The organism is Aquabacterium sp. T101 (assembly GCF_057219775.1).
In genome coordinates, this window is sequence record NZ_JBXVVZ010000008.1 from 65,406 (window position 1) to 78,972 (window position 13,567).

The window sequence follows — 13,567 nt, forward strand, 5'->3', positions numbered from 1 at the left end:
GGCGGCGCCCGCCTGAGGGGCGCTACCGCTCGGCCGCCGAGAGGGTCTCGCGGCCGACGATCAGCCTCTGCACCTCGCTGGCGCCTTCGTAGATGCGAAGCGCCCGGATCTCGCGGTACAGCCGCTCCACCACTTCGCCGCTGCGCACGCCGCGGCCGCCGTGCAGCTGCACCGCGCGGTCGATCACGCGCTGGGCGTTCTCGGTGGCAGTGAGCTTGGCCATGGCGGCCTCGCGAGTGATGCGCCCGCCAAGTTGGTCGCGCTGCCAGGCCGCGCGGTAGGTCAGCAGCGCGGCGGCGTCGATGTCGGTGGCCATGTCGCCGAGCGTGGCCTGGGTGAGCTGCTGGTCGGCCAGCGTGGCGCCGAACATGCGGCGCGAGCGGCTCCACGCCACCGCCTCATCGAGCGCACGGCGCGCGAAGCCGAGCGCGGCGGCGGCCACCGACGCGCGGAAGATGTCCAGCGTGCGCATCGCCAGCTTGAAGCCGTCGCCGGTGCCGCCGAGCTGGAAGCTGCGCGGGATGCGGCAGCCGGCAAAGCGCAGCCGCGCCAGCGGGTGCGGCGCGATGACGTCGATGCGCTCGGCGATCTCCAGCCCCGGCGTGCCCGCCGGCACCACGAAGGCGCTGATGCCACGCGTGCCGGGCACACCGCCGGTGCGCGCGAACACGCAGTAGAAATCGGCGATGCCGCCGTTGGAGATCCAGGTCTTCTCGCCGTCGAGCACCCAGGCTTCGCCGTCCTCGCGCGCGGTGCACTGCATCGCGGCGACGTCGCTGCCGGCGTCCGGCTCGGACAGCGCGAACGCGGCAATGGCCTCGCCGCGCGCCACGCGCGGCAGCCACTGCGCCTTCATCGCGGCGCTGCCTTCCAGCGTGATGGCGCCGCTGCCCAGGCCCTGCATCGCGAAGGCGAAGTCGGCCAGGCCGTCGTGCCAGGCCAGGGTCTCGCGCGCCACGACGAGCGAGCGCGAGTCGAGCGCCTCGCGCGTGCCGCCGAAGGCGCCGGGCACGCAGGCGCGCAGCGCACCGCCATGGCCCAGCGTGCGCACCCAGGTGCGGCAGGCGTTGTCCACGCCGTCGCGGTCGTGCCCGTGATCGATGCGCTGGCTGCGCATCCAGGCGTCGAGCACCGCAGCCTGGCCGCGATGGGCGTCGTCGAAGAACGGCAGGTCGTAGCGGGCGGCGTCCACGTCAGTCGCCCTCGAACTTCGGGCGCTGCTTGGCGGCGAAGGCGTCGAAGGCGCGCTTGAAGTCCTGCGTCATCATGCACAGCGCCTGCGCCTGGGCCTCGCTCTCGATCATCTCGTCGATGCCCATGGCCCATTCCTGGTTGAGCATCGTCTTGGTGACGGTGTGCGCGAACCAGGGCCCGTCGGCGAGCATGCGAGCCACCTTGTGCGCCTCGGCCGCCAGCGCGGCCGGCTCGTGCACCGCGTTGAACCAGCCCCAGGCCAGGCCCTCGTCGGCCGACATCGCGCGGCCCGAGTACAGAAGCTCGGCGGCCCGGCCCTGCCCGATCACGCGCGGCAGCAGCCCGCAGGCGCCCATGTCGGCGCCGGCCAGGCCGACGCGGGTGAACAGGAACGCGGTCTTGGCCGCCGGCGTGCCCAGGCGCCAGTCGGACGCCAGCGCCACCATCGCGCCGGCACCGGCGCACACGCCGTCGATGGCGGCCACCACCGGCTGCGGCGCGTGCTTGATCGCCTTGACCAGGTCGCCCGTCATGCGCGTGAAGCGCAGCAGTTCGGGCGCGGGCATGCGCGTCAGCGGCTCGATGATCTCGAACACGTCGCCGCCGGAGCAGAAGTTGCCGCCCTCCCCGGTGATGACGACGCTGCGCACGTCGCTGGCATACACCAGGCCACGGAACAGGTCGCGCAGCTCGGCGTAACTGTCGAACGTGAGCGGATTCTTCTTGTCCGGGCGGTTCAGCGTGACCGTGGCCACGCGGCCGTCGTCGCTGCACTGCCAGCCGAAGTGGCGCGCGGCGTAGTGCCGGAAGGGCTTGCGATCGTCGGTCATCTACTTCGGGGCGGCCTGCGCCGCGCGTTGCAGGTTGGTCTCGAACTGGCGCCGGCCGCTCGCGTACTGCGGCGGCCAGGGCTGGCCGCCCCAGCCGATGCGGGCGGCCTCGTGCAGGGTCCAGGCCGGGTCGGCCAGGTGCGGGCGAGCCACCGCGCACAGGTCGGCGCGGCCGGCGGCGATGACCATGTTCACATGGTCGGCCTCGGAGATGGCGCCCACGGCCACCGTGGGAATGCCCACCTCGTTGCGGATGCGGTCGGCGAACGGCGTCTGCCACATGCGGCCGTACACCGGCTGCTGCTCGGCCACCACCTGGCCCGAGCTGCAGTCGATGATGTCGGCGCCCGCGGCCTTGAACAGGCGCGCGAGGGCCACGGCGTCGTCGCCGGTGTTGCCGCCCGGGAACCAGTCATGGCAGGACAGGCGCACCGAGATCGGCCGGTCCTGCGGCCATTCGGCGCGCAGCGCGGCGAACACCTCGAGCGGCCAGCGCGCGCGGTTCTCGATGGGGCCGCCGTACTCGTCGGTGCGCTGGTTGGTCAGCGGCGACAGGAACGACGACAGCAGATAGCCGTGCGCGCAATGCAGCTCCAGGATGTCGAAGCCGGCCTGCGCGCCGCGCCGGGCGGCGCGGACGAAATCGTCGGCGATGCGGCGCATGTCGTCGCGCGTCATTGCGCGCGGCTCGGGCAGGCCCGGCACGTAGCGCAGCGCCGACGCCGACAGCAGCGGCCAGGGCGCGTCGATCGGCCGGTCGTCGCCACCCTCCCAGGGGCGGCAGGTGGCGCCCTTGCGGCCGGCGTGGCCGAGCTGCAGCCCGACCCGGGCCGACGAGTTCGCGTGCACGAAGTCGACGATGCGCTTCCAGGCGTCGCGCTGGGCGTCGTTCCAGAGGCCGCAGCAGCCCTCGGTGATGCGCGCGTCCGGGCTCGTGCAGGTCATCTCGGTGTAGATCAGGCCGGCCCCGCCGAGCGCGCGCGCCCCGAAGTGCACCAGGTGGAAGTCGCCGGGCATGCCGTCCACCGCGGAGTACATCGCCATCGGCGAAACGACCACCCGGTTGGGCACGGTCAGGCCGCGCAGCGTGAAGGGCGTGAACATCGGGCTCGGCGCGCGTGCGCCTTCGGCCAGCGCCACGCCCGAACGCCCGGCGAACCAGCGCTCGTAGCCGTCGAGCCAGGCCGCGTCGCGCAGGCGCAGGTTCTCGTGGCTGATGCGCTGGCTGCGCGTGAGCATCGAGTACATGAACTGCGGTGCGTCGAGCTGGTCGCAGTAGCGGGTGCCGACCACCTCGAACCATTCCATCGCGTTCCAGGCGGCGTTCTGCAGGCGCAGCACCTCCACCGCGCGGTGCTCCTGGTACTCGGCCAGCACCGCGCCGATGTCGGCGGTGCCGCGGTCGCGGAACAGGCGCGTGAGTTCGATCGCGTCTTCCAGTGCGAGCTTGGTGCCCGAGCCGATGGCGAAGTGCGCCGTGTGCACCGCGTCGCCCATCAGCACCACGTGGCTGCGGCCGTTGTGCAGGTGCCACTGGCGGCAGCGCACGCGCTGGAAGTTCAGCCACGCCGAGCCGCGCAGATGGCGCGCGTTGGACAGCAGCGGATGCCCGTCGAGGTGGCGCGCGAAGAGCTTCTCGCAGAAGGCGATCGACGCGGCGGTGTCGGCGCCGTCCAGGCCGTGCGCCTTCCACACCGATTCCGGCGTCTCGACGATGAAGGTGGTGGTCTGGTCGTCGAACTTGTAGACATGGGCCTGGAACCAGCCGTGCTCGGTCTTCTCGAACAGGAAGTTGAAGGCGTCGAAGAGCTTCGTGGTGCCGAGCCAGATGTAGCGGTTGGGCCGGGTGACGATGTCGGGCTGGAACACCGCCTCGTGGCGCTGGCGGATGCGCGAGTTGATGCCGTCCGACGCCACGATCAGGTCGGCGTCGGGGTACTGCAGGTCGGAATCGGCCTCGGTCTCGAACACCAACTCCACGCCGAGCGCCTCGCAGCGGGCCTGCAGGATGTTGAGCAGCTTCTTGCGCCCGATGCCGACGAAGCCGTGGCCGCCCGAGCGCACGCGGTGGCCCTTGAAGTGCAGCTCGATGTCGTCCCAGTGGTTGAACGCGACCTCGATCTCGTCGGCCGTGGGCGCGTCCCACTGGCGCATGTTGTCCATCGTCGCGTCCGAGAACACGACACCCCAGCCGAAGGTGTCGTAGGCGCGGTTGCGTTCCACCACGGTGACGTGGTGGGTGGGGTCGAGCTTCTTCATCAGCAGCCCGAAGTACAGGCCGGCCGGGCCGCCGCCGATGCACACGATTCGCATGGCTTGATTCTGCGCCGGGCCCGGGGCCGGCGGCCTCCATAGAATCCCCCCATGCCTGTGCTCCCCGATTACCTGGAAGACCTCGGCGGCGGCGTCTACGCCATCGACACCGGCTTCCAGCGCCCGCGCTTCGACGCGGCCTACCTGCTGGTGCACGAGGGGCAGGCTGCCTTCGTGGACAACGGCACCAACCATGCCCTGCCCCGGCACCTGGGTGCGCTCGACGCGCTGGGGCTGGCGCGCGACGCGGTTCGCTACGTGATCCCGACCCATGTGCACCTGGACCACGCCGGCTGCTCGGGCGTGCTGATGCGCGAGCTGCCGTCGGCCACGCTGTGGGTGCATCCGCGCGGCGCGAAGCACCTGATCGACCCGTCGGCCCTGATCGAGAGCGCGCTGGCCGTGTACGGGCCCGAGGAGATGGAGCGCTCCTACGGCAGCATCGTCGGCGTGGACGCGTCGCGCGTGCGCACCACCCACGACGGCATGGACCTGATGCTCGGCTCGCGCCGGCTGCACTTCATCGACACGCCGGGCCACGCCCGGCACCACCACTGCATCTGGGACGAGGCCACGCGCGGCTGGTTCACCGGCGACACCTTCGGCATCTCCTACCGCGAATTCGACGTGCCCGGCCGCGGCGCCTGGATCAAGCCGACGCATCCGCCGACCCAGTTCGAGCCCGACGCGCTGCGCGAGTCGCTGGCGCGTATGGTGGCTTTCGACCCGCAGTGCGTCTACCTCACCCACTACGGCCGCGTGCCCGACCCGCGCCGCCTGGCGCGCCAGATCCTGCAGCTGCTCGACGAGGTGGTGGACATCGGCCATCGCCAACGCCACGCGAAGGACCGGCACGCCGTGCTGCGCGACGAACTGGCCGCGCTGTATGCCGCCAGCCTGCGCGCGCACGGCGTGGACGTGACGCCGGCCACGATGGAACTGCTGTCGATGGACGTCGAGCTCAATGCCCAGGGCCTGGGCGGCTGGCTCGACCGCCAGGACCGCCCGCAGGCCCGAGGAACCCCCGCATGAACCAGCCCCGCCAGAAGAAGATCCGCTACGGCCTCGAAGGCCGCGTGTTCGTCGTCACCGGCGGCGCGCAGGGCATCGGCGAGGCCTGCGTGCGCACGCTAGCCGCCGACGGCGCCGCCGTCGCGCTGTGGGACCTGGACGACCGCCGCGGCGCCGCGCTGTCGGCCGAGCTCACCGCCGCCGGCGTGCCCAACCTGCACCGCCGCTGCAACGTGGCCGACAAGGCCGAGGTCGATGCGGCGCTGGCCGCCACGGTGGCGGCGCTCGGCCGCGTCGACGGGCTGGTCAACAATGCGGGCATCTTCCGCGCCGCACCCTTCCTCGACATCGCCGAGGCCGACTGGGACGCCGTGATCGCCGTCAACCTGAAGGGCAGCTTCCTCGTCGGCCAGGCCGTGGCGCGGCAGATGGTGACCCAGGGTGGCGGCGGCGCCATCGTCAACATGAGTTCGGTCAACGGCCGGCTCACGATCCCCACGATCGCGAGCTACAACGCCAGCAAGGGCGGCATCGACCAGCTCACGCGGGTGATGGCGCTGGCGCTCGCCGAGCACGGCATCCGCGTCAACGGCGTCGCGCCCGGCACCATCGCCACCGAGCTGGCGGCCAAGGCCGTGCTCACCAGCGACGAGGCGCGCGCGCGCATCATGAGCCGCACGCCGATGAAGCGCCTGGGCGAGCCCGACGAGATCGCGTCGGTGGTGGCCTTCCTGCTGTCGGACGCGGCCAGCTACGTGACCGGCGAGACGGTGCTCGCCGACGGCGGGCGCATGACGCTCAACTACACCGTCTGACCCGCGGCCGCGCCGCCGCCCGTGCCCGGGCCGCGCCCGGCCTGCCCCTGCATGTCCCTCGAAGCCTTCACCGTCAGCACCAGCGTCGTCGCCCTCGGCGAGATCGGCGACAAGACCCAGCTGCTGGCACTGATCCTGGCCGCGCGCTACCGGGCGCCGCGCGCGATCATCGCGGGCATCCTGGTGGCCACCCTGGTCAACCATGCCGCCGCGGCCGCGCTGGGGGCCTGGCTCACGAAGGTGATCGACCCGGCGTGGCTGCGCTGGGGCCTGGGTGCGTCCTTCATTGCCGTGGCGGTGTGGATGCTCATCCCGGACCAGATCGACGACGACGTCGCCGGCAGGGACCTGTCGCGCTACGGCGTGTTCGGGCTCACCGTGGTGGCGTTCTTCCTGGCCGAAATGGGCGACAAGACCCAGATCGCCACCGTGATGCTCGCCGCGCGCTACGACGCGCTCGTCGTCGTGACCGCCGGCACCACGCTGGGCATGATGATCGCCAACGTGCCGGCGGTGCTGCTGGGCGACCGCGTGATCCGCAGGCTGCCGGTGCAGTGGGTGCACCGCATCGCCGCCGTCGTGTTCGCGTCCATCGGCGTGGCGATCCTGGCCGGCCTGCAGGTCTGACGGGCCCGCGCTAAGCTCGCTCCGCGCGGTCCCCGCGTCGCCGTTGCCTCCGGAAAGCCCCCGATGAAATACCTCCACACGATGGTCCGCGTGACCGACATCGAACAGTCGCTGCGTTTCTACCGCGACGCCCTCGGCCTGCAGGTGCTGTCCCGCAAGGACCACGAGGCCGGCCGCTACACGCTGGTGTTCCTGTGCGCGCCCGGCGACGACAGCGCCCAGGTCGAGCTGACCTACAACTGGCCCGCCGCCGACGGCAGCGCCGAGACCTACACCGGCGGCCGCAACTTCGGCCACCTGGCCTATGCGGTGGACGACATCTACGCCGCCTGCCGCCGGCTGATGGAGCACGGCGTCACGATCAACCGCCCGCCGCGCGACGGCCGCATGGCCTTCGTGCGCTCGCCCGACAACATCTCGATCGAGCTGCTGCAGAAGGGCGGCGCCCTGCCCCCGGCCGAGCCCTGGACCACGATGCCCAACGTGGGCGCCTGGTAGCGCGCCATGTACCTGCCGCGCCACTTCGAGCAGACCGACCGCGACGCGATCGTGGCCCTGATGCGCGAGCATCCGCTGGCCACGCTGGTGCTCGCCGGCCCCGACGGCGCCACCGCCGACCTCGTGCCGCTGGAGTACGACGCCGCCGCGGGGGCGCTGGGCACGCTGCGCGGCCATGTGGCGCGCGCCAACCCGCTGTGGCAGCACGGCGGCCAGCCGGTGCTGGCCGTGTTCCAGGGGCCGCAGGCCTACGTGTCGCCGGGCTGGTACCCGAGCAAGCGCGAGCACGGCAAGGTGGTGCCCACCTGGAACTACACGATGGTGCAGGCACGCGGTGCGTTGCGCGCGGTGGAGGACGCACCCTGGGTGCGCGATCTCGTCGGGCGGCTCACCGACCACCACGAGTCCGCGCAGTCCGCGCCGTGGGCCGTCGACGACGCCCCGCCGGACTACGTGCAGCAGATGCTGCGCGCCATCGTCGGCATCGAGATCGAGCTCACCGCGCTGGTGGGCAAGTGGAAGGTGAGCCAGAACCGGGCCGAGCCCGACCGGTCGGGCGTGGCGGCCGGCCTCGGCGCCCACGCGCCCGACATGGCCCGCCTGGTGGCGGGCCGGTGAGCGCGGTGGCCATGGCGCGGGTCGTGCGCCGGCCGGCCCGCCTGCGCGTCGGGACATGGCTCGCGCTGGCCGCGCTGGGCCTCGTGCTGCACGACGCCGCGCGGGCTTGCACCGAAGCCGACTGGAAGGCCTGCCTGGGCCGGCCCTGGGTGGTGGGCGACCAGATGGAAACGCCGCTGGGCGAGCGCTGGTGGCCGCACCCGGTGTGGGGCGCCGACGACCGCGCCGGCGCCACCAACTGGCATGCCCGGCCGGAGGTGGTGCAGCGCGCGCTGGCCGAGGCACGCACCGGCCGCGTCTACCGCCTGGCCGGTGGCGCCGCCGGCATCCCGCGCTTCGAGGGCCCCGGCGCGATGGCCGTGCCCGTCCCCGGCGCCGCGGGTGCGGTGACGGCGCGCCGCTACAACGGCGAGGTCGCGCCCGCGGCGGAGGCGCCGGCCTCGCCGGCCTCCGCCACCGACATCGCGCGGCCCGCGCCCGAGCGGCTGCACCCGATCCTGGCGCGCGGCGTGCTCATCGACGTGGCCGCGGCGCGCGGCGTGCCTGCGCTCGACGCGGGCCAGCAGATCACGATGGCCGACGTGCGCGAGGCGCTGTCGCGCCAGGGCCTGGCCGGGCTGCGCCTGCTGCCGGGCGACGCAGTGCTGTTCCGCACCGGCTGGAAGCGCCCGCCGGGCACCCCGGGCGACGCGGCGGCACCCGGCATCGGCATCGAGGTGGCGCGCTGGCTGACCGACACGGTGCAGGCGGGGCTGGTGGGCAGCGACACGGCGCGCACCGAGGCCGTGCCGGCCGCCGATCCGGGCTGCGGCGCCTGCGTGCGGGCGCACCTGCTGGTGCGCCACGGCGTGCCGGTGCACGACGGCCTCGACCTGGACCGGCTCGCCGCCGATGCCGGCTGGCGTTTCCTGTTCGTCCACAACCCGGGCACGCCGGGCGCGGCGCCGCTGGCGGTGCGCTGACTCAGCGTGCGGCGGTGGCGCCGCCGCGCAGGGCCGCGCTGGCGCGCGCGAGTGCGGTGATGCGGTCCCAGTCGCCCGCGGCCACCGCATCGGCCGGCGTCAGCCACGAGCCGCCGCAGACCCTGACATTGGGCAGCGCCAGGAACTGCGGCGCGGTCTCGGCGGTGATGCCGCCGGTGGGGCAGAACGACACGTCCGGGAACGGCCCGGCCAGCGCCTTGAGCATCGGCAACCCACCCGCGGCGGTGGCGGGAAAGAACTTCAGGAAGGTGAGCCCGTCGTCGCCGGCGGCCATTACCTCGGCCGGCGTCGCCACGCCGGGCAGCAGCGGCAGGCCGGCGGCCTTGCAGGCCGCGCCGATGGCCGACGTGTAGCCGGGGCTGACGCCGAACACGCAGCCGGCGTCGCGCGCCGCCCGCACGTCGGCGGCGGTGCGCAGCGTGCCGGCACCCAGCACCGCCTCGGGCACGTTGCGCGCGATGGCCTCGATGCAGGCCAGCGCGGCGGGCGTGCGCAGCGTCACCTCCAGCACGCGCACGCCGCCGGCGACCAACGCCCGCGCCAGCGGCACCGCCTGTTCGACGCGGTCGAGCACGATCACGGGGATCACCGGCCCGAAGGCCACCAGGTCGAGCGTGTGCCGGATCGTCATCGGTCGTCCTTGTTCAGAGCCAGGTGACCGCGCCTTCCTCGGCGCTGGCCACGTTGCGGCGCATGCCGCCGAAGAGTTCGCGCCCGAGGTCGTGCGCATTGACCTCGGCCTGGGTCGGTGACAGGGCGGCCGGCTCGCGCGCCGCCCACTCGGCCGGATCCACCAGCGCCTGCAGCGTGCCGGCCACCGCGTCGAGCCGGACCACGTCGCCGTCGCGCACTCGCGCCAGCGGGCCACCGCCCAGCGCTTCCGGGCTGGCATGGATGGCGGCGGGCACCTTGCCCGAGGCGCCGCTCATGCGACCGTCGGTCACCAGCGCCACCCGGAAGCCGCGGCCCTGCAGCACGGCCAGCGGCGGCGTCAGCTTGTGCAGCTCGGGCATGCCGTTGGCGCGCGGGCCCTGGAAGCGCACCACGCACACCACGTCGCGCTCCAGTTCGCCGGCCTTGAACGCGGCCTGCAGCGCCTCCTGGCTGTCGAACACGCGGGCCGGCGCCTCGACCACCCAGCGGTCTTCGGGCACGGCGCTGGTCTTGATGACCGCGCGGCCGAGGTTGCCCTGCAGCAGGCGCAGGCCGCCGCTGCCCGAGAACGGGCGGACGGCGGGCCGCACGATCGACTCGTCGCCGCTGTCGCGCGGCAGCGCGCGCCAGGCCAGCCGGTCGTCGGCCAGCACGGGCACGTCGGCGTGGGCGGCGAGGCCGCGCGCGTCGACGGTGGCCACGTCGCCATGCAGGCAGCCGGCGTCGAGCAGCTCGCGCAGCACGAAGCCGGGGCCGCCCGCGGCCTGGAACTGGTTCACGTCGGCGCTGCCGTTGGGGTAGACGCGCGCCAGCAGCGGCACCGCGGCTGACAGGTCGGCGAAGTCGGTCCAGTCGATCAGGATGCCGGCCGAGCGCGCCACGGCCACCCAGTGGATCAGGTGGTTGGTGGAGCCGCCGGTGGCCAGCAGCGCCACCATCGCGTTGACGATGCAGCGCTCGTCGACCAGGCGGCCGATCGGCGTGAAGCGCGGCCCCCCGCGCACGATGCCCAGCGCGGTGCGCACCGACTCGCGCGTCAGCGCCTCGCGCAGCGGCGCGTGCGGGTGCACGAAGGCGCTGCCCGGCACGTGCAGGCCCATCGCCTCGAGCAGCATCTGGTTGCTGTTGGCGGTGCCGTAGAAGGTGCAGGTGCCCGGGCCGTGATAGGCCGCGCTCTCGGCCTGCAGCAGCGCGTCGCGCCCGACCTCGCCCGCGGCATGGCGCTCGCGCACCTTGGACTTGGCGTCGTTGGACAGGCCGGTGCCCATCGGCCCGGCCGGCACGAACACGCACGGCAGATGGCCAAAGTGCAGCGCCCCGATCAGCAGACCCGGCACGATCTTGTCGCACACGCCCAGCAGCAGTGCGGCATCGAACACGTCGTGCGTCAGCGCCACCGCGGTGCCCATGGCGATGGTGTCGCGCGAGAACAGGCTCAGCTCCATGCCGGGCAGGCCCTGCGTGACGCCGTCGCACATGGCCGGCACGCCGCCGGCCACCTGCACGGTGGCGCCCAGGCGCCGCGCCTCGTCGCGGATCAGCGCCGGGAAGCCCTCGTAGGGCTGGTGCGCCGACAGCATGTCGTTGTAGGCCGTCACCACGCCGATGTGCGGTGCGCGCTCGGCCACCACGCGGAACTTGTCCGACGCCGGCAGCGCGGCGAAGGCATGCGCCACGTTGGCGCAGCCCATGCGGTCGCTGCCGCGGTCGCGCGCGGCCAGGCGGTCGACGCGGGCGAGGTACGCGCTGCGCTCGCGGGCGCTGCGCTCGCGGATGCGTTGGGTGACTTCGGCGATGGCGGCTTTCATGCGCGGAGCGGGCTGTAACCAGTGGTCGAATTCTGACGTAATCCGGTTACAGCGTCAAAACAACGCCGGCACCGATGCCATCATTGCCGCCATGGAATCGGCCGTACCGCCGCTGCGCGACCCGCAGGCCCTGCTGGCGCGCACGCGCGCAGAGTGGGGTGGCCGGCGCGACCTGTGGGTGTTCGGCTACGCGTCGCTGCTGTGGCGCACGGAGTTCGACTTCGCCGAGCACCGCCCGGCGTTCGTGCTCGGCTGGCATCGGGCGCTGCGCATGGCCTCGCGCATCAACCGCGGCACGCCGGAACGGCCCGGGCTGGTGTTCGCGATGCTGCCGGGCGGGTCGTGCCACGGCGGCGTGTTCCGCGTGCCGCGCCGCGCGGCCGCCGACGTGCTGGCGCAACTGTGGCAGCGCGAGATGCCCACCGGCGTGTACGACCCGCGCTGGCTCGCGTGCCGCACACCGCACGGCGAGGTCAGTGCACTGGCCTTCACCCTCAGCCGCCGCAGCCCGCAGCACACCGGCCGCCTGAGCGACGAGCGCCTGGTCGACATCCTGCGCCACTCGCGCGGCCGCTACGGCACCACGTTGGACTACCTGCTGGCCACCGCCACCTGCCTGGCCGAGCGCGGCATCCGCGACCGCGAGGTCGAACGCCTCGTCGCCCTCGCCCGCCGCCACGGCCTGACCTAGCTCCACGACACCCCTCCAGCAGGCGCCGCGGATCCGGCTCCGCCGGTCCGCCAGCGCCGCCCCCCTGGGGGGGAGCCGCGCAGCGGCAACGGGGGGGGGGATCAATACATCGGCGGGAGAAAAGCCGAGGGCTTGAAGCCGCTGTCCATGCCGTTGCGCTGCTCGTCCAGATCCTGCGTGGTGTCGATGTCGATCAGCACGCCGGGGTCGTTGACTTCCACCGCGCAGGCGGGATAGCGGGCCACGAGCCGGCGTGCGCCTTCGTCGCCGGTCAGGCCGATCAGCTCGGAGAACATCTCGCCCGAGAACCCCACCGGGTGGCCGCGCCGGCCCTGGTGCTGGGCGAACGCCACCGGATGCGACTCGAGCGCAGCCGCCACCGCGCGCAGCGTGGACGGCTTGACCCGCGGCATGTCCGCGGGCAGCAGCAGCCAGCCCGGCGCGTCGGAGCGCGCGGCCACGCCGGCGGCGATGCTGTCGCCCATGCCCCGGCCGCGCATCGGCGCCGCGCTGGGCACCACGATGACGTCGCGCGCGGCCAGGTCCTCGTGCGCCAGCGGCGCCAGCTCGGCGGTGGTGACCACCAGCACCGGCAGCCGGCTCGCGATCGCATGCCGCAGCGTGATCGACAGCACGGCCGCGGCATCGCCCTGGTCGTCGGGCAGCAGCTGCTCCAGCTTGTGGCCCGCACCCGTGAAGCGACTTCCCAGGCCGGCGGCCAGCACGATCACGGTGGGGGGCGCATTCATCGGCGCGGGACTCCTCGACTCTTCGGGTGTTCACAGAATCGTCTGCGCGCTCGCCGCTGTCACCGGGTGGTCTACCTAAGGTCAATCACGTAAGCACTTCTGACGATCGACTCGCGCTTATGCTTACCAAGATGACGACGCCCCACGACATCGCACAGCTGCGCAAGAGCTACGAGCGCGCCGAACTCGACGAGTCCGCCTCGCATGCGGACCCGCTGCAGCAGTTCGACCAGTGGATGCGCGAGGCGCTGGCCGCGCAGCTGCCCGAGCCCAACGCGATGACACTGGCCACCGTGGGCGATCACGGCCGGCCGTCGACGCGCGTGGTGCTGATCAAGGGATACGACGCGCGCGGCATCGTCTGGTATACGAACTACGACAGCCGCAAGGGCCGCGAGATCGCCGCCAACCCGCAGGCCGCGCTGCAGTTCCACTGGGTGGAGCTCGAGCGCGTGGTGCGCATCGAGGGCCGCGTGGAGAAGGTCGACGCGGCCGACAGCGACGCCTACTACGCCAGCCGCCCGCTCGACAGCCGGATCGGCGCCTGGGCCTCGCCGCAGAGCCAGGTGATCGCCTCGCGCGCCACGCTGGTGGCCAACGCGGCCAAGGCCGCGGCGCGCCACGGCCTCGCCCCACCGCGGCCGCCGCACTGGGGCGGCTTCCGGCTCGTGCCGGACACCTGGGAGTTCTGGCAAGGCCGCAAGAGTCGGCTGCACGACCGCCTGCGCTACCGACAGGACGGCAGCGCGTGGGTGCGCGAGCGCCTCGCGCCCTGA

General features: G+C 73.2%; 14 protein-coding genes. 8 read left to right on the forward strand and 6 right to left on the reverse strand.

Annotation, left to right across the window (positions count from 1 at the left end; genetic code table 11):
• Window positions 1-22: 22 nt before the first annotated feature.
• Genes AC2EAQ_RS16800 through AC2EAQ_RS16810 form a run of 3 tightly spaced genes read right to left on the reverse strand, consistent with a single transcriptional unit; the run spans window position 23 to window position 4,337 of the window.
• Window positions 23-1,192: an acyl-CoA dehydrogenase family protein gene (locus tag AC2EAQ_RS16800; protein WP_484645566.1), complete on the reverse strand. Its 1,170-nt coding sequence runs from the start codon at window positions 1,190-1,192 to the stop codon at window positions 23-25.
• Window position 1,193: 1 nt separating this feature from the next.
• Window positions 1,194-2,024, reverse strand: coding sequence for an enoyl-CoA hydratase family protein (locus AC2EAQ_RS16805; RefSeq protein ID WP_484645567.1), 831 nt, complete (start codon window positions 2,022-2,024; stop codon window positions 1,194-1,196).
• Window positions 2,025-4,337: a bifunctional salicylyl-CoA 5-hydroxylase/oxidoreductase gene (locus AC2EAQ_RS16810; RefSeq protein WP_484645568.1), complete on the reverse strand. Its 2,313-nt coding sequence runs from the start codon at window positions 4,335-4,337 to the stop codon at window positions 2,025-2,027. It lies immediately after the preceding gene.
• Between the two features lie 51 nt (window positions 4,338-4,388).
• On the opposite strand from AC2EAQ_RS16810, the gene AC2EAQ_RS16815 reads away from it, so the two are divergent.
• The 6 genes from AC2EAQ_RS16815 to AC2EAQ_RS16840 all read left to right on the forward strand — a co-directional run bounded on the left by AC2EAQ_RS16815 (window position 4,389) and on the right by AC2EAQ_RS16840 (window position 8,868).
• Window positions 4,389-5,369: an MBL fold metallo-hydrolase gene (locus tag AC2EAQ_RS16815; protein ID WP_484645569.1), complete on the forward strand. Its 981-nt coding sequence runs from the start codon at window positions 4,389-4,391 to the stop codon at window positions 5,367-5,369.
• Window positions 5,366-6,163 carry an SDR family NAD(P)-dependent oxidoreductase gene (locus AC2EAQ_RS16820; protein ID WP_484645570.1) on the forward strand — a complete coding sequence of 266 codons (798 nt, stop codon included), beginning with the start codon at window positions 5,366-5,368 and terminating at the stop codon, window positions 6,161-6,163. Before AC2EAQ_RS16815 ends, AC2EAQ_RS16820 begins: the two co-directional genes overlap by 4 nt.
• Window positions 6,164-6,214: 51 nt before the next feature.
• Complete coding sequence (locus AC2EAQ_RS16825; RefSeq protein ID WP_484645572.1) at window positions 6,215-6,790, forward strand: TMEM165/GDT1 family protein; 576 nt, start codon at window positions 6,215-6,217, stop codon at window positions 6,788-6,790.
• A 63-nt stretch (window positions 6,791-6,853) separates the two neighbouring features.
• The gene (locus tag AC2EAQ_RS16830) at window positions 6,854-7,288 is read left to right on the forward strand and encodes a lactoylglutathione lyase (protein WP_484645574.1); all 435 of its coding nucleotides are present in this window, start codon (window positions 6,854-6,856) and stop codon (window positions 7,286-7,288) included.
• A 6-nt stretch (window positions 7,289-7,294) separates the two neighbouring features.
• On the forward strand, window positions 7,295-7,906 hold the full coding sequence (locus AC2EAQ_RS16835; RefSeq protein WP_484645575.1) for an FMN-binding negative transcriptional regulator: 612 nt from the start codon (window positions 7,295-7,297) through the stop codon (window positions 7,904-7,906).
• The gene (locus AC2EAQ_RS16840) at window positions 7,903-8,868 is read left to right on the forward strand and encodes a cyclase family protein (RefSeq protein WP_484645576.1); all 966 of its coding nucleotides are present in this window, start codon (window positions 7,903-7,905) and stop codon (window positions 8,866-8,868) included. Before AC2EAQ_RS16835 ends, AC2EAQ_RS16840 begins: the two co-directional genes overlap by 4 nt.
• Before the next feature lies 1 nt (window position 8,869).
• On the opposite strand, the gene eda is transcribed toward AC2EAQ_RS16840, so the two are convergent.
• Together eda and edd are read right to left on the reverse strand one after the other, a co-directional pair.
• Window positions 8,870-9,520, reverse strand: a complete 651-nt coding sequence (gene eda, locus AC2EAQ_RS16845) for a bifunctional 4-hydroxy-2-oxoglutarate aldolase/2-dehydro-3-deoxy-phosphogluconate aldolase (protein ID WP_484645577.1) — start codon at window positions 9,518-9,520, stop codon at window positions 8,870-8,872.
• Between the two features lie 13 nt (window positions 9,521-9,533).
• The gene (edd, locus tag AC2EAQ_RS16850; protein ID WP_484645578.1) at window positions 9,534-11,351 is read right to left on the reverse strand and encodes a phosphogluconate dehydratase; all 1,818 of its coding nucleotides are present in this window, start codon (window positions 11,349-11,351) and stop codon (window positions 9,534-9,536) included.
• Between the two features lie 91 nt (window positions 11,352-11,442).
• On the opposite strand from edd, the gene AC2EAQ_RS16855 reads away from it, so the two are divergent.
• The gene (locus AC2EAQ_RS16855) at window positions 11,443-12,042 is read left to right on the forward strand and encodes a gamma-glutamylcyclotransferase (protein WP_484645579.1); all 600 of its coding nucleotides are present in this window, start codon (window positions 11,443-11,445) and stop codon (window positions 12,040-12,042) included.
• A 101-nt stretch (window positions 12,043-12,143) separates the two neighbouring features.
• Here the strand turns inward: AC2EAQ_RS16855 and AC2EAQ_RS16860 are convergent, their stop codons facing one another.
• Window positions 12,144-12,791 carry a nucleotidyltransferase family protein gene (locus tag AC2EAQ_RS16860; protein ID WP_484645580.1) on the reverse strand — a complete coding sequence of 216 codons (648 nt, stop codon included), beginning with the start codon at window positions 12,789-12,791 and terminating at the stop codon, window positions 12,144-12,146.
• A gap of 131 nt (window positions 12,792-12,922) precedes the next feature.
• On the opposite strand from AC2EAQ_RS16860, the gene pdxH reads away from it, so the two are divergent.
• Window positions 12,923-13,567 (forward strand): pyridoxamine 5'-phosphate oxidase, encoded by a 645-nt coding sequence (gene pdxH, locus AC2EAQ_RS16865; RefSeq protein ID WP_484645581.1) that lies wholly within the window; start codon window positions 12,923-12,925, stop codon window positions 13,565-13,567.

Excerpts from the sequence above, each read along its gene's own strand:
- AC2EAQ_RS16805 (WP_484645567.1), bottom strand. The coding sequence starts at position 2,024 with ATGACCGACGATCGCAAGCCCTTCCGGCACTACGCCGCGCGCCACTTC.
- AC2EAQ_RS16810 (WP_484645568.1), bottom strand. The coding sequence starts at position 4,337 with ATGCGAATCGTGTGCATCGGCGGCGGCCCGGCCGGCCTGTACTTCGGG.
- AC2EAQ_RS16815 (WP_484645569.1), top strand. The coding sequence starts at position 4,389 with ATGCCTGTGCTCCCCGATTACCTGGAAGACCTCGGCGGCGGCGTCTAC.
- AC2EAQ_RS16820 (WP_484645570.1), top strand. The coding sequence starts at position 5,366 with ATGAACCAGCCCCGCCAGAAGAAGATCCGCTACGGCCTCGAAGGCCGC.
- AC2EAQ_RS16825 (WP_484645572.1), top strand. The coding sequence starts at position 6,215 with ATGTCCCTCGAAGCCTTCACCGTCAGCACCAGCGTCGTCGCCCTCGGC.
- AC2EAQ_RS16830 (WP_484645574.1), top strand. The coding sequence starts at position 6,854 with ATGAAATACCTCCACACGATGGTCCGCGTGACCGACATCGAACAGTCG.
- AC2EAQ_RS16835 (WP_484645575.1), top strand. The coding sequence starts at position 7,295 with ATGTACCTGCCGCGCCACTTCGAGCAGACCGACCGCGACGCGATCGTG.
- eda (WP_484645577.1), bottom strand. The coding sequence starts at position 9,520 with ATGACGATCCGGCACACGCTCGACCTGGTGGCCTTCGGGCCGGTGATC.
- edd (WP_484645578.1), bottom strand. The coding sequence starts at position 11,351 with ATGAAAGCCGCCATCGCCGAAGTCACCCAACGCATCCGCGAGCGCAGC.
- AC2EAQ_RS16855 (WP_484645579.1), top strand. The coding sequence starts at position 11,443 with ATGGAATCGGCCGTACCGCCGCTGCGCGACCCGCAGGCCCTGCTGGCG.
- AC2EAQ_RS16860 (WP_484645580.1), bottom strand. The coding sequence starts at position 12,791 with ATGAATGCGCCCCCCACCGTGATCGTGCTGGCCGCCGGCCTGGGAAGT.
- pdxH (WP_484645581.1), top strand. The coding sequence starts at position 12,923 with ATGACGACGCCCCACGACATCGCACAGCTGCGCAAGAGCTACGAGCGC.